Raw genomic sequence first — 21,104 nt, forward strand, 5'->3', positions numbered from 1 at the left:
CCCCCCACCGGAGGTCTGAAGTGTCCGGCAGAAACGTGTACTCCCGCAGCCGTGCCGTCGTGGCATCCGCCCTCGCCCTCACCGCGGCCGCGGTGGGGCTGTGGAGCGGGCTCGCCGGCTCGGCCCCCGCGCACGCCGCGGCCACCGTCCCGACCCCGGACCACGTCGTCGTCGTGGTCTTCGAGAACCACGCGTACAGCCAGGTGATCGGCTCCGCCGGCGCCCCGTACATCAACTCGCTCAAGACCGGCGGGGCCAACCTCACGCAGTCGTACGCCGAGACGCACCCGAGCCAGCCCAACTACTTCGCCCTGTTCTCCGGCTCCACCCAGGGCATCACGGACGACAGCTGCTACACGCCCGGCTTCTCCTCCGCCCCGAACCTCGCCTCCGAGCTGATCGCCGCGGGCAAGACCTGGGGCAGCTACAACGAGACGCTGCCCAGCCAGGGTTCGACCACGTGCAGCAGCGGGAAGTACGCGCGCAAGCACAACCCCTGGTTCGGCTTCAGCAACGTCCCGACGTCCAGCGCCAGGACGTTCGCCCAGTTCCCGACGGACTACACGACGCTCCCGCAGGTCTCCTTCGTGGTCCCGAACCTGTGCAGCGACATGCACGACTGCTCGGTGTCCACCGGCGACACCTGGCTGAAGAACAACCTGGGCGCGTACGCCACCTGGGCCAAGACCCACAACAGCCTGCTCGTCGTCACCTTCGACGAGGACAACCGGCTCGCCGGCAACAAGATCCCGACCGTGCTGTACGGCCAGCAGGTGACCGCCGGGTCCTCGTCCTCCACCACGTACAACCACTACGACCTGCTGCGGACGCTGGAGGACATGCACGGCCTCACGCACGCCGGCAACGCGGCCTCCGCCAAGGACATCACGGGCATCTGGACGTCCTGACATGTACCTCGCGGACAGCCGCGCCGGTACACCGGAGAGCGCGGCGCCGTCCGCGGAGAGCGCCGCCCGGCCCCGCGCCGGGCGGCGCCTCACCGCGGTCGGACCCACGGTGCTGGCACTCGGCACGGTCAGCCTGATCACCGACGTCTCCTCGGAGATGGTGACGGCGGTCCTGCCCCTGTACCTGGTGGCGGGCCTCGGCCTGTCCCCCCTCGGCTTCGGGCTCCTCGACGGGATCTACAACGGCTTCTCGGCACTGGTCCGGCTGGCCGGGGGGCACCTCGCCGACCGGGGCGGCGGCCGCCACAAGTGGGTGGCGGGCGCCGGGTACGCCCTCTCGGCCCTGTGCAAACCGCTGCTCCTGGTGGCCCAGACCCTGACCCCCATCGGGCTGGTCCTCGCCGCCGACCGCACCGGCAAGGGCCTGCGCACCGCCCCGCGCGACGCCCTGATCTCCCTGTCGAGCACCCCGGAGACCCGGGGCCGCGCCTTTGGCGTGCACCGCGCGATGGACACGGCGGGCGCCCTGCTGGGCCCGCTCGTCGCCTTCCTGATCCTCCGGGCGACCGTCGACGGCTACGACGCGGTGTTCACGGTGAGCTTCTGCGTGGCCGTGGTGGGCGTCCTGGTCCTGGTCCTGTTCGTACCGGGCGGCCCGGCCGCGCGGCCCGCGACCGTGGACGCCCGGAAGGCCGCGGGCACCGCGACGGTGGACATCCGGGACGCCGCGGGAACCACGACCGTGGATCGCCGGGACGCCCGGGGCCCGCGCTCCGCGGAGTCCGGCGGCTCCCCGGACTCCGCGGGTCCGCGCCGGGCCGCCGAGGACACCCGCGCGCCCGCCGTACCCGCCGTACCCGCCGCGCCCCGCCCCACCCTGCGCGCCGCCCTCGCCCTCCTGCGCCGCCCGGAGCTGCGCGGCATCGCGCTCTGCGCGCTCCTGCTCGGCCTCGCCACGGTCAGCGACTCGTTCGTGTTCCTGCTGCTGCAGCGCAGGCTCGGGGTGCCGGACCGCTGGTTCGCGCTGCTGCCCGTCGGCACCGCCGCCGCGTTCCTGCTGCTGGCCGTCCCGCTGGGCCGGCTCGCGGACCGGGCCGGCCGGTGGCGGGTGTTCCTGGCCGGCCACGGCGCCCTGCTGCTCGCGTACGGTCTGCTGCTGACCTCCTGGCACGGGACGGCGCTGCCGTTCGCCGTCCTGTTCCTGCACGGCGGCTTCTACGCGGCGACGGACGGCGTGCTCATGGCCGCGGCCTCGGACAGCGTGCCCGGGGAACTGCGGGCGTCCGGGCTCGCGCTGGTCCAGACGGGCCAGGCGCTGGCCCGCTTCGTCTGCTCGCTCGCCTTCGGCGCCGCCTGGACGGCGTGGGGCGACCGTACGGCGCTCACCGCGTCGGCCGTGGCGCTGGCCCTGTGCGCGCTGTTCTCGACGATCCTGCGCCCCGTCCGCCGCACTCCCCCAGAAGGTCTCGTATGACACTGCGCACCCGCATCCTGGTCCTGCTCTCGGCGCTGGCCGTCCTCGCGGGCGTCGCGACCGCCTCCGTGCTGCACGCCTCGGCCCGCGCGGAGCGCAGGAACCAGGCGCAGCCGGGCGGCCCCCGGATCACCGCCGGTCCGGTCCCGCTGACCGGCTCGCGGCGGCTGGTGTTCCGGAACATGGCGTGGGGCCCGCACCGCGACGAGCTGACGTCCGTCCCGGCGTCCGACCCGTCGGGCCCGCGCACCGCGTCCAAGGTCAAGTGCCTGCGCTTCCACGCCGCCTCGGGCACCGGGGTGTGCCTCCAGGCGGTGCGCGGCACGGTCCAGGACACCTACCGGGCAGTGATCCTCGACGCCGACCTGCACGTCAGGGCCCGCTACGACGTGCCCGGCATCCCGTCCCGCGCCCGCGTCTCCCCCAGCGGCCGCTACGCCGCCTGGACGGCGTTCGTCGGCGGCGACTCCTACGCGGGCACGAACTTCTCCACCCGGGCGGCGATCGTCGACACCCGCACGGGGAGGCTGACGCCGTCCCTGGAGGCGTACCGCGTGGTGAAGGACGGCAGGACCTACCGGTCGGCCGACGTCAACTTCTGGGGCGTGACCTTCACGGCCGACGACCGCGGGTTCTACGCCACCATGGCCACGCACGGCACGACGTACCTGGTCCGCGGCGACCTGACCGCCCGCACCGTCACCACCCTGCACACGAACGTCGAGTGCCCCTCCCTCTCGCCCGACGGCACCCGCGTCGCCTTCAAGAAGCGCGTGAAGGGCCTCCCGAAGGACGCGCCCTGGCACCTGTACGTCCTCGACCTGCGCACCATGCGCGAGACACCGCTGGCGGAGCCGAGGAGCGTGGACGACCAGGCGGTGTGGCGGGACGCGCACACGATCGTGTACGCCCTGCCGGGCGACTACGGGGCGGACCTGTACCAGGTGCCGGCGGACGGGACCGGGAGGGCGCGGCGGATCAGCCCGGCGGCGGTGTCCCCCGCGTACCTCGGGCGGCCGCGCCCGGGCGCGTGAGGTCCGGACGGCGGCCGCCGCGGGGTCAGACCGGTTCGGGCTGGAGTTCCGGTCGCGGCGCCGGTGCGGCCGTCGGTTCCCACAGTCCGGTGGTGCGCAGGTAGCCGTGGATCACCGAGGCCGTCGCGAGCACGAGCAGCGGTCCGAACACCCACGGGTGCGCGGCCATCTGTGTCGGCAGGAAGCGGTACGACACCAGGAGCGCGGCGAAGACCGTCGCGCCGTGGACGACCAGCCGGACTCCCGAACGGTCCCAGCCACGTTCGTGCGAGCGCAGGGCCGCCTCGATCGTGAGGGTGAAGACCACGCCGGCGATGATGTCGGCACCGTAGTGGTAGCCGAAGCCCAGGGTCGCGCCGAGCGTGGCCAGCAGCCAGAACGTGCCTCCGTATCGCAGAGCCCGCGGGCCCTTGCGGGAGTGCAGGAAGATCGTGGTGGCCCACGCGGTGTGCAGGCTGGGCATGCAGTTGCGCGGGGTGATCCCGTCGTACGGCACCGCGTGCGGGGTACCGACCGGCGGCGGCGTGTGCGGCCACAGGTCGGCCACGGCCCACTGCAGGCCGCCGGTGCCGAAGGCGCCCGGGCCGTAGGTGAAGACCGGTCCGACCACCGGGAAGAGCATGTAGATGCCCGGCCCGAGGAGGCCGATCACCAGGAAGGTGCGCACCAGGTGGTGGCGCGGGAACCGACGCTCGGTCGCGACGTTGCGCAGCTGGTACAGCGCCACGACGACCGCGGCGACCGCGAGCTGGACGTAGACGAATTCGAGAACGTGGGAGCCGACCGTTCCGGTGGCCCCGACGGCCCGGCCCACCAGCCACGACGGGTTGCCCAGCGCGTGATCGGCGGTCGCCACGTACTCGTCGAGCACCATGGGGCGGACCTTCGACGTGATGAGCAGCCAGGTGTCTCCGGTCTTGCGGCCGGCCACCAGCAGCAGGGCCAGACCGACGCCCTTCAGCAGCAGGGCCCGTTCCCGGCCGGTGCGGCGGGTGACGGCGATGACCGCGTAGCCCAGAACCACCCACAACGCGCCGTTGCCGAACATCATCTTGGCGTCGACCGCCCAGCGCACCAGGAAGAAGACGATGTCGATGCCGATCGCGATCCCGGCCGCGATGAACCGCTCCCGCCAGGTGAGCACCACCGTCATCAACGCCATGCTGGCGTAGAGCAGCGGGCCCGACTTGGGGGCGAAGATCACCTCTCGCGCCTGGTTGGTGACCGGCCCCGGCAGTCCGTAGTGACGTGCCGCGATCTCCAGCGCGACGAGGAATCCCAGGGCCACCACGCCCACCGTGGCCCACAGGGCAGTCCTGGAGCTCTGCCGAGAGAACGCCCGTGGTCGTGGTACTGCAGATATCAATTTTCAGCCCATGTACCAGATATTGATCGCGTGCGATCTCCGCCAGGTCGAACATGCTATCGGCGGCCACATATGCGAGACACCCTGGGGCCGACGGTTCACGACCGTCGGCCCCAGGGTGCCGAAAAAGCGGGAACCCGCTCCGACGCGCGCCTCGCCGGTGAGCCGGCGATCCGGAGGCGCTGTTGCCGGTCCTCGTCGGACGGCCCACAGACGGCCCAGGGGCTGTGAGGACGGCCGCGGGGCCCACGGTCATCGACCGTGGGCCCCGCGTGCCGGGCAGGGGAAAGCGTCCCTGACCTGCGCTTACAGTACCGGCAGGTTCTTCCGCAGCTCGAAGGCCGTGACCTCGGAGCGGTACTCCTCCCACTCCGCCTTCTTGTTGCGCAGGAAGAAGTCGAAGACGTGCTCGCCGAGGGTCTCCGCGACGAGTTCGCTGCGCTGCATGAGGGAGAGGGCCTCGCCGAGGTTCTGCGGGAGGGGCTCGATGCCCATCGCCCGGCGCTCGCCGTCGGAGAGGGCCCAGACGTCGTCGTCGGCGCCCGGCGGGAGTTCGTACCCCTCCTCGATGCCCTTCAGGCCCGCGGCCAGGAGGAGCGCGTAGGCGAGGTAGGGGTTCGCGCCCGAGTCGAGCGAGCGGACCTCGACCCGCGCCGAGCCGGTCTTGCCGGGCTTGTACATCGGCACGCGGACGAGGGCGGAGCGGTTGTTGTGGCCCCAGCAGATGTACGAGGGGGCCTCGCCGCCGGCTCCGGCGGTGCGCTCCGAGCCGCCCCAGATGCGCTTGTAGGAGTTGACCCACTGGTTGGTGACGGCGGAGATCTCCGCGGCGTGCCTCAGGAGGCCGGCGATGAAGGAGCGGCCGACCTTGGAGAGCTGGTACTCCGAGCCGGACTCGTAGAACGCGTTGCGGTCGCCCTCGAAGAGGGAGAGGTGGGTGTGCATGCCGCTGCCCGGGTACTCCGAGAACGGCTTCGGCATGAAGGTGGCCTGGACCCCCTGCTCCAGCGCGACCTGCTTCATGATCAGCCGGAAGGTCATGATGTTGTCGGCCGTGGAGAGCGCGTCGGCGTAGCGCAGGTCGATCTCCTGCTGGCCGGGGGCGCCCTCGTGGTGGCTGAACTCGACCGAGATGCCCATCGACTCCAGCATCGTGATGGCCTGGCGACGGAAGTCCTGGCCGACGTTCTGCGGGGTGTGGTCGAAGTAGCCGGAATTGTCGGCCGGGGTGGGCCGCGAGCCGTCCAGCGGGCGGTCCTTCAGCAGGAAGAACTCGATCTCGGGGTGGGTGTAGAAGGTGAAGCCCAGGTCCGAGGTCTTGGCGAGGGCGCGCTTGAGGACGTAGCGCGGGTCCGCGAAGGACGGGGAGCCGTCCGGCATGAGGATGTCGCAGAACATGCGGGCCGTGCCGGGGGCCTCGGCACGCCAGGGCAGTACCTGGAAGGTGCCCGGGTCCGGCTTGGCGATCATGTCGGACTCGTACACGCGGGCGAAGCCCTCGATGGCGGAGCCGTCGAAGCCGATGCCCTCGTCGAAGGCCTGTTCCAGCTCGGCCGGGGCCACGGCCACCGACTTGAGGAAGCCGAGCACGTCCGTGAACCACAGACGTACGAACCGGATGTCACGCTCCTCCAGTGTCCGGAGCACGAACTCCTGCTGCTTGTCCATCTTCCGCTTCCACCCATCCTTGCTGGTCAGGCCGCCTGCTCCCGCGCCTCGAAGACGATCGGCGCACCTGAGCATCCCACCACAACACCATTTCATGCGCGTTGCGGACCATGATCGGCCGGGCGACCTCGGCCTGAACGCCTCGCGTACGGCAGGTGTCCATCTCTGCCGCACATACTGCCTGCTCACCCGCGCACCCGTAAGGGGCGGCCGGTACTCGCCCGTCACCCGAGTTTTAATTTGCATCTCAAATGCAAGTTTGATTAGTGTGCGGCCCATGCGGAGGGGTGCAACCCACCGCTTCCGCCCCGGCCTTGAGGAGTTCTGATGCTGTCCGAGCAATCCGCCGTCACCGTGCGCGCGACCCTCCCCGTCGTCGGCGCCGCCATCGGTGAGATCACCGAGCGCTTCTACGCCGGACTGTTCACCGCCCACCCCGAGCTGCTCCGCGACCTGTTCAACCGCGGCAACCAGGCCGCGGGCACCCAGCGCCAGGCGCTGGCGGGGTCCATCGCCGGCTTCGCCACCTACCTGGTCGAACACCCCGACGAGCGGCCCGACGCGATGCTGAGCCGCATCGCCCACAAGCACGCCTCCCTGGGCGTCGCGCCCGAGCAGTACAAGGTCGTGCACGAGCACCTCTTCGCCGCCATCGTCGCGGTGCTCGGCGACGCGGTCACCGCGGAGGTCGCCGCCGCCTGGGACGAGGTGTACTGGCTCATGGCGAACGCCCTGATCGACCTCGAACGGCGCCTGTACGACGAGAACGCCGACGACGGCGCCCTGCACCCCTGGGTGGTCACCGAGCGCGTCGAGGAGACCGCCGACGTCGCCACCTTCCGGATCCGTCCGGCCGACGGCGCGCCCCTGCCGGACTTCCGCGCGGGCCAGTACGTCTCCGTCGGCGTCGAACTCCCCGACGGCGCCCGCCAGATCCGCCAGTACAGCCTCTCCAGCGCGCCCGGCTCCCCGGTGCGCCAGATCAGCGTCAAGCGGGTCCGCGCCGACGAGAACGGCGCGACGAGCCCCGAGGGCGAGGTCTCCGCCCATCTGCACGCGCACGTCCGCGAGGGCAGCGTCCTCCAGGTCTCGGCGCCCTACGGCGACCTGGTCCTCGACGACACGGACGCCCCGCTCCTGCTCGCCTCGGCGGGCATCGGCGTCACCCCGATGATCGCCATGCTGGAGCAGCTGACGATTTCCGGCCACAAGGCGCCCGTCACCGTGGTGCACGCCGACCGCTCCCCCGCCGAGCACGCGCTGCGCGCCGAGCACGAGGCGTTCGCGGGCAAACTCCCCGACGCCGAGACCCACTTCTGGTACGAGCGGCCCGAGCCGGGCCACCCCGCCGAGCGGACCGGCCTGGTCGACCTCTCCGGGGTGACCGTCCGTCCCGGCACGCACGCCTACCTGTGCGGACCGCTGCCCTTCATGCGCGCGGTACGGACCCAGCTCCTGGAGAAGGGCGTGCCCGCGTCCGACATCCACTACGAGGTGTTCGGACCGGACCTCTGGCTGGCCCAGGACTGACGACGCGGCAGGAGCGGGGCCCGGTGCGCGCCGGGCCCCGCTCCTCCGTCTCCGGCCGGGCGGCGGTACGCGGCGGCCGCGGCGCCGCCGGCTCCATGAGGACCGCGGACCCTCGCCCCTGCCCCTGCCCCGGGGACCCGTCCGGACCGGTCCGGTCCGGATCGGACCCGTCCGGGTCCGTCACGGCCTGCGGGTGATGCCCAGCAGCACGGGCCCGGTCGGCTCGGCGACGACGTCGGCGATGGTCAGCGGGTCCAGAGAGGCGTAGAAGGCCTCCTGGGCCCGTCGCAGGGCGCCCCGCAGCCGGCACGCGGAGACGAGCGGGCACGGGGTGTCGCCCTCGCACTCGACGACGTCGCCCTCCCCCTCGAAGGAGCGCACGATCGCCCCGACGGACTCCCCGCGCCCCTTCTCGGTGAGCGTGAGGCCGCCTCCCCTGCCGCGCCGGGCGTCGAGCAGCCCGAGGTGCTGGAGTTCGGCGACGACCTTGGCGGTGTGCGTGTAGGGGACCTCCATGTCGGCCGCGACCTCGCGCGTGGTGGGCGTCGAGTCGCCGACGACGGCCAGGCGCATCAGGACGCGAAGGGCCAGGTCGGTGGAGCGCAGCAACCGCATACCCGACAGGGTATGTAATGCGCATCTCAGGTTCAAATTTCTCTCCGGGTCCCGCCCGCCTGTGCCCACCCCCTTCCTCTTCGGCCGATCCCGCACACTCCGGGCCAATTCCGTGCCCTCTCCGCCATGTCCCCCTCTTCCCGTTTACGATCAGCGGACCCGACCGTCCCATCCCCCATAAGGACTCACCATGGGTTCCGCCAAGAACACCAGCACCGGATCGCGCAAGGAGCGCGTCGAGGAGCTGCGCCGTGCCGAGCGCGCCCGCGAGCGGCGCAACCGGTTCCTCGTGATCGCGGCCAGCACGGTCGCCGTCGCCGGCCTCGTGGCCGGTGGTGTCGCGATCGCCCGGTCGCAGTCGGACGACGGCGGGAAGGCCACGGCGAGCGACTCCAAGCAGGCGTCGGGGCACTTCGTCACGGGCGCGGACGGGGTGAAGTCCTGGAAGGGCGCGCTGACGCGCAACCACGTCACGAAGACCGTGACGTACGCGATGGAGCCGCCGGTGGGCGGTGACCACCTCCAGGTCTGGATGAACTGCAACGGCGACGTCTACACCAAGGCCGTCAACCCCATGAACGCCGTGCACTCCCTGGAGCACGGCGCCGTCTGGGTGACGTACAACAGCAAGGCGCCCGAGGCCGACGTGAAGGCGCTCGCCGCCAAGGTCAGGAAGACCCCGTACACGCTGATGAGCCCGGTCGAGGACCAGAAGGACCCGATCATGCTGAGCGCCTGGGGCAAGCAGCGCTCGGTGACCGGCGCGGACGACAAGAACGTCGACGCGTTCCTCGCCGAGTTCGTGCAGGGCAAGCAGACCCCCGAGCCGGGCGCGGCCTGCACCAACGGCCTTTCCCAGTGAGGCACGTCGGGTGGATCGCGGGTGCCGCGGCGACGGTGCTCGTCGCGGCCGGGGCGATCACGTACGCGGCCGCCGACGGCGACGACTCCGGATCCGGCTCCGGGACGCGGGCGCCTTCCGCCGGCTCCGCGGACGCGGGCTTCGCCCGGGACATGGCCGTCCACCACCAGCAGGCCGTCGAGATGTCGTACATCGTGCGGGACCGCACGAAGAACGTGGAGGTACGGCGTCTCGCGTACGACATCGCGCAGACGCAGGCCAACCAGCGCGGCATGCTGCTCGGCTGGCTCGACCTGTGGGAGCTGCCGAAGGTGTCCGCGGACCCGCCGATGACCTGGATGGGCATGGGTGACATGGCGTCCGGCAAGGACGGTTCGCTGATGCCGGGCATGGCCACGAACACCGAGATGAAGCGGCTCGGCACCCTCGACGGGAAGCAGGCCGAGGTCTTCTACCTCCAGCTGATGACCGACCACCACAAGGGCGGCATCCACATGGCCGAGGGCTGTGTCGCCAAGTGCACGGTCGGCGTGGAGAAACGGCTCGCGCAGGGCATGGTCGACGCCCAGCAGTCGGAGATCAAGCTGATGGCGGACATGCTGAAGGCGCGGGGCGCGAAGGCGCGCGACTAGGACCTGTCCGGTCGGAGGAACGGGAGTGCGGAACGGGTCCGGGCGTCGCCCCGGACCCGTTCCGCTTCTTCCCACGGTCCCGTTCCCGCCCCGGCTCCTGCGGCCGGGGACTCGATCCGCTTACAGAACTCGGCGCCCTCTTTACAGAGTTCGGATCGATACAGAGGGAAAACCCTCGAATATGTGCGAGGGTGCACATCAAACCACCCCAAATGACAGCTAATCGCTGCCACTTGGCCTTTCCTTGGGTTGTTCATTCCCCTGGCATGAACGGTTCACCGTAAGAGTGGCCCCCATCTGTGATCCATTCCTCACGCTCCGGCAGGACGTGGGGCTTTCGCGTGGATCACCGCAACCACTACATGCGACGAATCGCATCGCAGGGGGTTCTATGAGATCCAACCGCGCCACCGCGCGCGCCGGAGTGAGCTTGGCGGCGACCCTGCCCCTGCTCGCCGGCGCGCTGGCGCTCGGCATACCCGCGGCGTCCGCCGCGGACGGCCCGAGCCGGGTCACGCTCGCGGGCACCAAGCCCGCGTGGGCCACCGCCCACGCGGACAAGGGAGCGGCTTCCGACAGCTCCCAGGTCTCGGCCCGGGTGTACCTCGCCGGACGGGACGCCAAGGGCCTGGCGGCGTACGCCAGGGCCGTGTCCGACCCGCACTCGGCTTCGTACGGGAAGTACCTCAGCGCCAAGAAGGCGCAGGCGCGTTTCGGCGCCACCAAGGCCCAGGTCACCGCGGTGACCACCTGGCTGAGGTCGGCGGGCCTGGAGGTCACCGGAACGACGCAGCACTACGTCTCCGTCACCGGTGACGTCGCCGCCGCCGAGAAGGCGTTCGGCACCCAGCTCCACAACTACACCAAGGGCAGCAAGGTCTACCGGGCGCCGTCGAGGACGGCTTCCGCGCCCGCCGCCCTGAACGGCGCCGTCCTGACCGTCACCGGCCTGGACAACGCCCCGCACAAGGCGCGGCACGCCGATCAACTGCCGCCTCCGGACGCGGTGTTCAAGAACTCCGGGCCGTTCTCCTCGTACTACGGCTCGAACATCGCGAGCACCCTGCCGGACGCCTACGGGACGAAGATCCCGTACGCGGTCCAGGGCTACACCGGCAAGCAGCTGCGTGCGGCGTACGGAGCGGGCAAGCGCACCGGCAAGAACGTGCGGGTCGCCATCACCGACGCGTACGCCTCGCCGACCATCGCCTTCGACGCGGCCACCTACGCCTCCAAGCACGGTGACGCGCAGTACTCCAGCGGTCAGCTCCGTCAGGTGCTGCCCAAGAAGTACACGAAGACCGAGGAGTGCGGAGCGGCCGGCTGGTACGGCGAGGAGACCCTCGACGTCGAGGCCGTGCACGCCGTCGCGCCGGGCGCGAGCATCACGTACGTGGGTGCCGCCTCCTGCTACGACGACGACCTGCTCGACTCGCTCAACAAGATCGTCGACGGGCACCTGGCCGACATCGTCTCCAACTCGTGGGGCGACATCGAGGCCAACCAGACCCCGGACCTGGCCGCCGCCTACGACCAGACGTTCCAGTTCGGAGCGGTCGAGGGCATCGGCTTCTACTTCTCCTCCGGTGACGACGGCGACGAGGTCGCCAACACCGGCACGAAGCAGGTCGACACCCCGGCCAACTCGGCGTGGGTGACGGCGGTCGGCGGTACCTCGCTGGCGGTCGGCAAGGGCGACACGTACCTGTGGGAGACCGGCTGGGGCACCGAGAAGGCCTCGCTGTCCGCGGACGGCAAGAGCTGGACCGGGTTCCCGGGCGCGTTCACCTCGGGTGCCGGCGGCGGCACCAGCAAGACCGTGGCGCAGCCCTACTACCAGAAGGGCGTCGTCCCGAACGCGCTGGCCAAGGCCAACAACGCGGCGGGCAACCGGGTCGTCCCGGACATCGCGGCGATCGCCGACCCCAACACCGGTTTCCGCGTCGGCCAGACGCAGACCTTCCCGGACGGGACCGAGCAGTACAGCGAGTACCGCATCGGCGGCACCTCGCTCGCCGCTCCGGTGATCGCGGCCGTCCAGGCCCTCGCCCAGGAGGCGCGCGGCGGCAAGGCGATCGGTTTCGCCAACCCGTCGATCTACGCCAAGGCCGGTTCGAAGGCGTACCACGACGTGACCGACACGCCCGGCGGCAAGCACTACGCCGTGGCCCGCGTCGACTTCGTCAACGGCTTCGACGCCGCCGACGGTCTGGCCACCTCGGTCCGCAGCCTCGGCGAGGACAGCTCGCTGAAGGCCGTGAAGGGCTACGACGACGTCACCGGTGTGGGTTCGCCCGCCCCGGGCTACGTCGAGTCGTTCAGCCGTCGCTGACCGACGCCTCACGGACGGTGCGCCCGGCTCCCCGCGGAGCCGGGCGCACCGCTCGTTCTCCGTCGCTCCCCGCCCGGCACGCCCCGGCACCGGGTGCCCACCGCCGAGGACGGCTCGCCGCGCACCCCGGCCACCCCATCGCGTCGCTCTGACGATTACACTGGCCGGGTGCCTGCTCTGAACTTCCGGTCGCTCTATCAGCACGGCTTCGCACGCGTCGCCGCCTGCACGGGCCACACCGTCATCGCGGACCCGCCCGCCAACGCCGAGGCCGTCCTGCGCCAGGCGCGCAGGTGTGCCGGGGAGGGCGTCGCCGTCGCCGTCTTCCCGGAGATGGGGCTGTGCGGCTACTCGATCGAGGACCTGCTGCTCCAGGACGTGCTCCTCGACCAGGTCGAGGAGGCGCTCGGGACGGTGGTGGCGGGGTCGGCCGAACTCCTGCCGGTCCTCGTCGTGGGCGCCCCGCTGCGCCACCGCAACCGGGTCTACAACTGCGCGGTGGTCGTGCACCGCGGCCGGGTCCTCGGTGTCGTGCCCAAGTCGTACCCGCCGAACTACCGGGAGTTCTACGAACGCCGGCAGATCGCCGCGGGCGACGACGAGCGCGGCGGCACGATCCTGGTCGGCGGCGCGTCCGTGCCGTTCGGGGTGGACCTCCTGTTCGCCGCCGAGGACGTACCGGGCCTGGTGCTGCACGCGGAGATCTGCGAGGACATGTGGGTGCCGGTGCCGCCGAGCGCCGAGGCGGCCCTCGCGGGTGCCACCGTCCTCGCCAACCTCTCCGGCAGCCCGATCACCGTCGGCCGCGCCGAGGACCGCAAGCTGATGTGCCGCTCGGCGTCCTCGCGCTGCATCGCCGCGTACGTCTACTCGGCGGCCGGACTGGGCGAGTCGACCACGGACCTGTCCTGGGACGGACAGACCATGGTCTACGAGAACGGGGCGCTGCTGGCCGAGTCCGGCCGCTTCCCGCTCGACGACCAGTTCTCCGTGGCGGACGTCGACCTCGACCTGCTGCGGCAGGAGCGGCTCCGGATGGGCAGTTTCGACGACAACCGGCGCACCCACGCCGCCCGCACCGCCGACTTCCGGACCCTGTCCTTCCGGCTCGACCCGCCGAGCGGGGACCTGGGCCTGCGGCGCCGCATCGAGCGCTTCCCGTTCGTGCCCGCGGATCCCGACCGGCTGGCCCAGGACTGCTACGAGGCCTACAACATCCAGGTCGCGGGGCTCCAGCAGCGGCTCCAGGCGATCGGTGGCCCGAAGGTGGTCATCGGGGTGTCCGGCGGTCTCGACTCCACGCACGCGCTGATCGTCGCCGCCCGCGCGATGGACCGGGCGGGCCGGCCGCGCAGCGACATCCTGGCCTGGACCCTGCCCGGCTTCGCCACCAGCGACCACACCAAGGGCAACGCGCACGAGCTGATGCGCTCCCTCGGCGTCACCGCGGCCGAGCTGGACATCACGCCGACCGCCCGGCTGATGCTTCAGGAGATGGGCCACCCCTTCGCCTCCGGCGAGCCCGTCTACGACGTCACGTTCGAGAACGTGCAGGCCGGACTGCGCACCGACTACCTGTTCCGGCTGGCCAACCAGCGCGGCGGCATCGTGCTCGGGACCGGCGACCTCTCGGAGCTGGCGCTCGGCTGGTCCACGTACGGCGTCGGCGACCAGATGAGCCACTACAACGTCAACTCGGGCGTGCCGAAGACGCTGATCCAGCACCTGATCCGCTGGGTCATCGGCAGCCACCAGTTCGACGAGGACACCGACCGCACCCTCGCCGCGATCCTCGACACGGAGATCAGCCCGGAGCTCGTACCGGGCGAGGAGCTGCAGTCCACCGAGTCGAAGATCGGCCCGTACGCGCTGCACGACTTCACCCTCTTCCACGTGCTGCGCTACGGCTTCCGGCCGTCGAAGATCGCCTTCCTGGCCTGGCACGCGTGGCACGACCCGGACGCGGGCGCCTGGCCGCCTGGCTTCCCCGAGGCCGAGCGCGTCGCCTACGACCTGCCGGAGATCCGGCGCTGGCTGGACGTGTTCTGCCGCCGCTTCTTCGGGTTCGCACAGTTCAAGCGCTCGGCCATGCCCAACGGGCCGAAGGTCTCGGCGGGCGGTTCGCTCTCGCCGCGCGGCGACTGGCGCGCGCCGTCCGACGGTTCGGCCCGAGCCTGGCTGCGCGACCTGGCCCGCTTCGACCTTCCGGAGGGCGAGGACGAGGGCGCGTCCGCGGACTGACGGTTCAGCGGCGCAGCGCCTCCGGCCGGCCGGGTACGTGCGTGGCGACGACCCGCGCGCTCCGGACCGGCCGCTTCGTGCGGCGCGGTCCCGGCGCGCGGACGGCACCACCCGCCCCGGCCTCCGGGACCGCGGACCCCGCTCCGGCGGCCGCCGGGCCCGTCACCGGCGTACGCGCTCCGGCGGCACGGGCACGTGAGCGGCCACGAGACGGCCGGAGGTGCCCGCACCGAGGGCCGCTCGGCGGCGGTCGACGCCGTACGCCACCCCCGCGACGGCCAAGCCGAGCACGGCCAGGGCGGCTCCGGCGAGCGCCGGGGAGGTGGCGCCGAAGCCGGCCGCCAGGGCGAGCCCGCCGGTCCACGCGCCGCCCGCGTTGGCCAGGTTGAACGCGGCCTGGTTGGCGGAGGAGGCGAGGGAGGGCGCGGCGGCGGCCTTCTCCATGACCATCAGCTGCAGGGGCGAGCCGGTGACGAAGGCGGCCGTGCCGAGCAGCAGCACCGCCGCCGCCGCGCTCCACTGCGTGCGCATCAGCACCGGGAAGGCGGCCAGCACGACCACCAGCGAGGCCAGGCCCCCGAACAGGGTGCGGCGCATCGCGTGGTCCGCGAGCCGCCCGCCGAGGAGGTTGCCCGCCGTCGCGCCGACGCCGAACAGCGCGAGCAGCGGCGTGACACTGCCCTCGCCGTATCCGGCGGCGTCGGTGAGCATGGGCGCGATGTAGCTGTAGGCGGCGAAGAGGGCCGCGAAGCCGGCGACCGTCGTGCCGAGGGCGAGCCAGACGGGCAGCGGGCGCAGGGCGGCGAGTTCGCCGCGCAGACCGCCGCCGGGGACGGGTCCGGGGGTCCGCGGGATCAGCAGGAACAGCGAGACGACGGCGGCGATCCCGATCGCGCTCACCCCGAGGAAGGTGGCCCGCCAGCCCAGGTGCTGTCCCACGAGGGTGGCGGCCGGGACACCGGCGATGTTGGCGACGGTCAGGCCGAGGAACATCAGCGACACGGAGCGGGCCTTGCGCTCGGGGGTGACCAGGCCGGTGGCCACGACGGCGCCGACGCCGAAGAAGGCGCCGTGCGGCAGTCCGCTGAGGAAGCGGGCGGCGAGCAGCCAGTTCTCGTCGGGGGCGAGCGCGGAGAGCGCGTTGCCCGCGACGAACAGGCCCATCAGGGCGATGAGGACGGTGCGCCGGGGCATGCGGGAGGTGGCCGCGGCGAGGAGCGGGGCGCCGACGACGACGCCGAGCGCGTAGGCGGAGACGAGATGTCCGGCGGACGGGATGGATATGCCGAGGTCGCCGGCGACGTCGGGCAGCAGGCCCATCATGGCGAACTCGGTGGTTCCGATGCCGAAGGCGCCGACGGCGAGCGCGAGCAGGGCCAGGGGCATGAGATGCCTTTCGAAGGAGCTGGGAGCGAGCGGGACTCCGTACCGGCGCGCGGTGTGCGGGAACACGCGCGGGTACGGGCACTCCCGCGCACGGCGAGTGCGCGGGAGCGGTCGGTCGGGCACCGGCCTATTAAGTTTAGCCGGTGAACAAAGTCTGCTCGATCCAGTATTCCGGGAGGTTGAAAGGCGGTTCCGGGCGGATTACGACGCGGTGGCGTCCACCTTGACGCGGGCCGCGACCGGGAGGTGGTCGCTGCCGGTGGCCGGCAGGGTCCAGGAGGTCACCGGCTCGATGCCCTTGACCATGATCTGGTCGATCCGGGCCATCGGGAACGAGGCCGGCCAGCTGAACCCGAAGCCGCTGCCCGCCGCGCCCTGCGCGGAACGCATCTGCGAGGTGACCGCGTTCAGCGCCCGGTCGTTCATCGTGCCGTTGAGGTCACCGAGCAGGACGACCTGCTTCAGGGACTCGTCGGCGATCGCCTCGCCCAGCGCGTTCGCGCTCTTGTCGCGCTGCCGGGCGGTGAACCCGGCCTTCATCTTCACCCGCACCGAGGGCAGATGGGCCACGTACACCGCGACGGGGCCGGCCGGCGCCGTCACGGTCGCCCGCATGGCGCGCGTCCAGCCCAGCTTGATGTCCACCGGCCGGACGTCACCGAGCGGGTACTTGCTCCACAGCCCGACGGTGCCCTGGACCGAGTGGTACTTGTACGTCGAGGCCAGCGCCTTCTCGTACACCGGCACCGCCGACGCCGTCAGCTCCTCCAGGGCGAGCACGTCGGCGCCGGAGGCGGCCACGTCCCGGGCGGTGCCGGACGGGTCCGGATTGTCGGCGTTGACGTTGTGGGTGGCGACGGTCAGGTCGCCGTCCGCGCCGGTCTTGTCGGTGAGCAGTCCGCCGAAGAGGTTCAGCCAGACCGCGCCGGACAGCAGCACGGCGATCAGCGCGCTCGCGGACTTCCGCACGAGGGCGAGGACCAGCAGGACCGGGATGGACACCCCGAGCCACGGCAGGAACGTCTCGGTGAGGCTGCCGAGGTTGCCGATCCGGTTCGGGATCCGCCCGTGCGTCAGCATCACCAGGGCGAGCAGCAGCGCGAGCGCGGCGAGGACCAGTCCGCGCCGCCAGATGCCACGGTCGGCACGCCAGCCGTCGAGCAGGCGTCGGATACGGGACTCTCTGCGCTCCGGCCCCCGGCCGTCGCTGCCCGTCTCCGTCATATACGCCTGCGCCATACCGTCGCCTCACAAAATGCCGTGCACACCTACTGCCCCTCGGCTACGACCCTAGGGGATGTCCGGTGTCTTTCTCGCCGTCCGGGACGGCCGTACAGGCAAGGGGACGTACAACTCCGCGCCCGGAGTTCCGCATCCTGGCACGAGGTGCGGCTTCTGTGACGGAACACGCACATTCACGCCGTCAGAAACGGTTCGCGTCATGGCCGGACGGGGCGCAGGCCCTCCAGCAGCGTGTCGACGAGCCGTTCGGCGAGGTCCTCCGGGAGTTCGGCGTCCGGGCGCATGACGGAGCGGACGAGCATGGGGCCGACGAACATGTCGTAGAGCAGCTCGATGTCGACGTCGTCGCGGAGTTCGCCGTTCCCCTGTCCGCGGCGCAGCACTTCGTAGCCCTGTTGGCGACGCGGCTCTATGACCGTGGCCTCGTACGCGGCCCACAGCCTGGGGCTGGACTTCATCTGGGCGTAGACGTTGTGCAGGATCGCCGACGAGCGGTTGACCAGACCGCGCCGGCGCAGTGACTCCAGCAGGACGACGAGGTCGTCGCGCAGGGAGGCGCCGGGGAGTTCGGGGTCGGCGGGTTCGGCGCCGCGCAGGACGTCGACGAAGAGTTCCTCCTTGCCGCTCCAGCGGCGGTAGATCGTCGCCTTGCCGACTCCGGCGGTGCGCGCCAGACGCTCGATGGAGATGTCCGCGAGCGGGACCCCGTCCTCCAGGAGCTTCATCACGCCCTCGATGATGGCGCGTTCCACCGCCTCGCTGCGGGGACGCCCCCGGCCGGGGCACACCTGCCTGTCTCGGCTGTCCGCGAGGCTCACGTCGAACTCCGTTCCCATCGTTGACCAGGTGCCATTCTTCCCCGTTCACGGCGGCCGCGGACACTCGGTGCGACGTGTCCGCCGTGGGCACCCCGGTCGGGGGTGCCCACGGTCGCGTACGCCGGTGTCAGTCCTGTCCGAGGTCGGCCGTCACCAGCTCGGCCTCGTCGCCGCTCTCCTGCGGGGCCGCGGGGCGGCCGGGCAGGAACAGGGCGACGATCACCGCGCCGATGACCGCGACGCCCGCGCCGCACAGGGCGGTGACGTGCATCGCGTGCAGGAAGGCGTCGTGGGCCGGGGTGACGAGGGCCTTGCCCTGCGGGCCCAGCTTGGCGGCGACGCCGAGGGTGGCCTCGATGGACTCGCCCGCGGTGTGCCGCAGCGGGGCCGGGACGAGGGCGAGCTTGTCGTCGATGCCGTTGCGGTAGGCGGTGGAGAGCACGGAGCCGAGGACGGCGATGCCGAGGGCGCCGCCGACCTGGCGGAAGGTGTTGCTCAGCGCGGACGCGGAGCCGGCCTTCTCGCGCGGCAGCGCCTGCATGATGACGACGCTGGTCGGGGTCATGATGTGCGCCATGCCGGTGCCCATCAGGAAGAAGACGACCTCCAGGATCCAGATCGGGGTGTCCGCCTCCAGTGTGGCGAACGCGGCCAGCGTCGCGGCGATGACGATCAGGCCGGCCGTGCAGGTGGCGCGGTTGCCGAAGCGGTCGACGACCAGCCGCGCGCGCGGCGCGAAGATCAGCTGGGCCACGGCCAGCGGGAGCATCAGCAGACCGGTCTGCAGCGGCGAGTAGCCCCGCACGCTCTGGGTGTAGAAGACGGAGAAGAAGGTCACGCCCATGAGCGCGAAGAACACGAGCGCGATGGCCGAGATCGCCGCCGAGAAGACCTTGTTCTGGAAGTACGTGACGTCGATGGACGGGTGGTCGCTGCGCTTCTCGAACAGCACGAAGCCGACGAGGACGACGAGGCCGGCGCCGGTCGTCGCGAGGACCTGCGAGTCGGTGAAGTCGGCGAGCTGGCCGCCCTTGATGATGCCGTAGACGAGCAGGACGAGACCGATGACGGAGAGGACCACGCCGACCGGGTCCAGGCGGCCCGGGGCGGGGTCGCGGGAGTCGGGGACCAGCCAGATCATCAGGCCGATCGCGAGGACCACGATGGGCACGTTGATCAGGAAGACCGAGCCCCACCAGAAGTGGTCGAGGAGCACGCCGCCGGTGATCGGGCCGATCGCGATGGCGAGGCCGACGCCGCCGGCCCAGATGCCGATGGCCTTGGGCTGCTCGTCGCGCTCGAAGACGTTCATCAGGACGGCGAGGGTGGCGGGCATCACGAAGGCGGCGCCGAGGCCCATCACCGCGCGGAACGCGATGAGTTGGACCGGCGAGCCGGACTCGGCGGCCAGCGCGGAACCGGCGCCGAAGACGGCGAGACCGGCGAGCAGCACCTTCTTGCGGCCGAGCCGGTCGCCGAGGAGACCCGCGGTGAACAGGAGGCCGGCGAAGACGAGGGTGTAGGCGTTGATGGCCCACTCCAGCTCACCCTGGGTGGCGCCGAGTCCGGTGGGCGCCGGGGTCGAGATCGTCTTGATCGCGACGTTCAGGATGGAGTTGTCGAGCACCACGATCAGCAGGCTGAGCATGAGCACGCCGAGGATCGCCCAGCGGCGCCGGTGCACCGCCTCGGGCACTCGTCGGTCGAGCGGAGGAGCGGAAGTTGTCATGGCGACCAGCCTAAGGTCGATTCGATACGGCACCGTCTCGTATCGGAAAGGCTTTACGGAGAACTTAAGAAGGGACCTAGGACCCTGGACCGAGGCGGGCGGGACGGGGCCGGGGACGTGGCGGGAACGACACCGGGTCCGGCGGGCCGGCTCTAGCCGCGCACAGCACGAGGTGCCACCATGGAGGTGATCCGGGGACGCCGTCAGGGTGCCTCGAGATGACATAAGGAGCCGTTGCGATGACGCAGCTTTCGGCTGCCCAGAAGCAGCCTGCGGAGGGTGCCCTCAAGGCCACCGGCAGCAAGGCGCTGTACGGGGGCAAGAGCACCCGCCGTATCACGGTGCGCGACATCACCGCCGCCAAGGAGCGCGGCGAGAAGTGGCCCATGCTCACCGCCTACGACGCGATGACCGCGTCCGTCTTCGACGAGGCCGGCATCCCGGTCATGCTCGTCGGCGACTCGGCCGGCAACTGCCACCTGGGGTACGAGACGACCGTCCCGGTGACCATGGACGAGATGACCATGCTGTCCGCCGCGGTCGTCCGGGGCACCAGCCGGGCCCTGATCGTCGGCGACCTGCCCTTCGGGTCCTACCAGGAAGGTCCGGTGCAGGCGCTGCGCTCGGCGACCCGCCTGGTCAAGGAGGCCGGGGTGGGCGCGGTGAAACTGGAGGGCGGCGAGCGCTCGCACCGTCAGATCGAGCTGCTGGTGGAGTCCGGCATCCCGGTGATGGCGCACATCGGCCTGACCCCGCAGTCCGTGAACGCCATGGGCTACCGCGTCCAGGGCCGGGGCGAGGAGGCCGCGCACCAGCTGCTGCGGGACGCCAAGGCGGTCCAGGACGCGGGCGCCTTCGCCGTCGTCCTCGAACTGGTCCCGGCGGAGCTCGCCGCCGAGGTCACGCGCACCCTGCACATCCCGACCGTCGGCATCGGAGCGGGCTCCGAGACCGACGCGCAGGTCCTGGTGTGGACCGACATGCTCGGTCTGACCGGCGGCAGGGTGCCCAAGTTCGTCAAGCAGTACGCCGACCTGCGCCGTGTCATGGGCGACGCGGCGAAGGCGTTCGCCGAGGACGTCGTCGGCGGGACGTTCCCGCTGGAGGAGCACTCCGTCCACTGAGCCACCGCGGCACCAGCCACTGAGCCACTGCGGCACCAGGGACAACCCGCCGATCTTCCCCCGTCGGCGGGTTGTCGCCGTTTCGGGCACGCTGTCGGTCGACTGTCGGCGACCTATCGGTAACGGTCGGATCCTGTAGGCGG

Annotated in this window: 16 protein-coding genes; 9 read left to right on the top strand and 7 right to left on the bottom strand. The window is 71.5% G+C overall.

Going from position 1 to position 21,104, the window contains the following annotated elements; all coding sequences use genetic code 11:
* The first annotated feature begins 20 nt into the window (after positions 1-20).
* From ACICHK_RS12890 to ACICHK_RS12900, 3 genes are read left to right on the top strand one after another with little or no spacing between them, the layout of a single operon-like run.
* Complete coding sequence (locus ACICHK_RS12890) at positions 21-908, top strand: alkaline phosphatase family protein (RefSeq protein ID WP_406836994.1); 888 nt, start codon at positions 21-23, stop codon at positions 906-908.
* A gap of 1 nt (position 909) precedes the next feature.
* The gene (locus ACICHK_RS12895) at positions 910-2,382 is read left to right on the top strand and encodes an MFS transporter (protein ID WP_406836995.1); all 1,473 of its coding nucleotides are present in this window, start codon (positions 910-912) and stop codon (positions 2,380-2,382) included.
* Positions 2,379-3,416, top strand: a complete 1,038-nt coding sequence (locus ACICHK_RS12900) for a TolB family protein (RefSeq protein WP_406836996.1) — start codon at positions 2,379-2,381, stop codon at positions 3,414-3,416. Before ACICHK_RS12895 ends, ACICHK_RS12900 begins: the two co-directional genes overlap by 4 nt.
* 25 nt (positions 3,417-3,441) lie before the next feature.
* Here the strand turns inward: ACICHK_RS12900 and ACICHK_RS12905 are convergent, their stop codons facing one another.
* On the bottom strand, positions 3,442-4,725 hold the full coding sequence (locus ACICHK_RS12905; protein ID WP_406841211.1) for a phosphatase PAP2 family protein: 1,284 nt from the start codon (positions 4,723-4,725) through the stop codon (positions 3,442-3,444).
* A gap of 363 nt (positions 4,726-5,088) precedes the next feature.
* Positions 5,089-6,450 carry a type I glutamate--ammonia ligase gene (gene glnA, locus ACICHK_RS12910; RefSeq protein ID WP_406836997.1) on the bottom strand — a complete coding sequence of 454 codons (1,362 nt, stop codon included), beginning with the start codon at positions 6,448-6,450 and terminating at the stop codon, positions 5,089-5,091.
* Positions 6,451-6,777: 327 nt separating this feature from the next.
* Between glnA and ACICHK_RS12915 the strand changes: the two genes are divergently transcribed.
* Positions 6,778-7,980 carry a globin domain-containing protein gene (locus ACICHK_RS12915; protein ID WP_151473256.1) on the top strand — a complete coding sequence of 401 codons (1,203 nt, stop codon included), beginning with the start codon at positions 6,778-6,780 and terminating at the stop codon, positions 7,978-7,980.
* Positions 7,981-8,160: 180 nt separating this feature from the next.
* Here ACICHK_RS12915 and ACICHK_RS12920 read toward each other — a convergent pair whose 3' ends face one another.
* Positions 8,161-8,595, bottom strand: a complete 435-nt coding sequence (locus ACICHK_RS12920) for an Rrf2 family transcriptional regulator (RefSeq protein WP_151473255.1) — start codon at positions 8,593-8,595, stop codon at positions 8,161-8,163.
* A 190-nt stretch (positions 8,596-8,785) separates the two neighbouring features.
* Here ACICHK_RS12920 and ACICHK_RS12925 point away from each other — a divergent pair, with 190 nt between their 5' ends.
* The 4 genes from ACICHK_RS12925 to ACICHK_RS12940 all read left to right on the top strand — a co-directional run bounded on the left by ACICHK_RS12925 (position 8,786) and on the right by ACICHK_RS12940 (position 14,662).
* Positions 8,786-9,457, top strand: a complete 672-nt coding sequence (locus ACICHK_RS12925; RefSeq protein ID WP_406836998.1) for a DUF3105 domain-containing protein — start codon at positions 8,786-8,788, stop codon at positions 9,455-9,457.
* A complete protein-coding gene (locus ACICHK_RS12930; RefSeq protein ID WP_406836999.1) occupies positions 9,454-10,089 on the top strand; it encodes a DUF305 domain-containing protein in 636 nt (211 codons plus the stop codon). Before ACICHK_RS12925 ends, ACICHK_RS12930 begins: the two co-directional genes overlap by 4 nt.
* A 391-nt stretch (positions 10,090-10,480) precedes the next feature.
* On the top strand, positions 10,481-12,421 hold the full coding sequence (locus ACICHK_RS12935) for a protease pro-enzyme activation domain-containing protein (RefSeq protein ID WP_406837000.1): 1,941 nt from the start codon (positions 10,481-10,483) through the stop codon (positions 12,419-12,421).
* A 168-nt stretch (positions 12,422-12,589) separates the two neighbouring features.
* On the top strand, positions 12,590-14,662 hold the full coding sequence (locus ACICHK_RS12940) for an NAD(+) synthase (protein ID WP_406837001.1): 2,073 nt from the start codon (positions 12,590-12,592) through the stop codon (positions 14,660-14,662).
* A gap of 162 nt (positions 14,663-14,824) precedes the next feature.
* Here ACICHK_RS12940 and ACICHK_RS12945 read toward each other — a convergent pair whose 3' ends face one another.
* The 4 genes from ACICHK_RS12945 to ACICHK_RS12960 form a co-directional block, all read right to left on the bottom strand.
* Positions 14,825-16,048 carry an MFS transporter gene (locus ACICHK_RS12945; RefSeq protein WP_406837002.1) on the bottom strand — a complete coding sequence of 408 codons (1,224 nt, stop codon included), beginning with the start codon at positions 16,046-16,048 and terminating at the stop codon, positions 14,825-14,827.
* Between the two features lie 201 nt (positions 16,049-16,249).
* Positions 16,250-17,287 (bottom strand): endonuclease/exonuclease/phosphatase family protein, encoded by a 1,038-nt coding sequence (locus ACICHK_RS12950; protein ID WP_406837003.1) that lies wholly within the window; start codon positions 17,285-17,287, stop codon positions 16,250-16,252.
* Positions 17,288-17,487: 200 nt separating this feature from the next.
* A complete protein-coding gene (locus tag ACICHK_RS12955; RefSeq protein ID WP_406837004.1) occupies positions 17,488-18,108 on the bottom strand; it encodes a TetR/AcrR family transcriptional regulator in 621 nt (206 codons plus the stop codon).
* Between the two features lie 127 nt (positions 18,109-18,235).
* On the bottom strand, positions 18,236-19,837 hold the full coding sequence (locus ACICHK_RS12960; protein ID WP_406837005.1) for an MFS transporter: 1,602 nt from the start codon (positions 19,835-19,837) through the stop codon (positions 18,236-18,238).
* A gap of 239 nt (positions 19,838-20,076) precedes the next feature.
* Here ACICHK_RS12960 and panB point away from each other — a divergent pair, with 239 nt between their 5' ends.
* Positions 20,077-20,961 carry a 3-methyl-2-oxobutanoate hydroxymethyltransferase gene (gene panB, locus ACICHK_RS12965; protein WP_151473246.1) on the top strand — a complete coding sequence of 295 codons (885 nt, stop codon included), beginning with the start codon at positions 20,077-20,079 and terminating at the stop codon, positions 20,959-20,961.
* Positions 20,962-21,104 lie beyond the last annotated feature (143 nt).

Source organism: Streptomyces sp. AHU1 (genome assembly GCF_045343905.1).
Lineage (GTDB): Bacteria > Actinomycetota > Actinomycetes > Streptomycetales > Streptomycetaceae > Streptomyces > Streptomyces triticiradicis.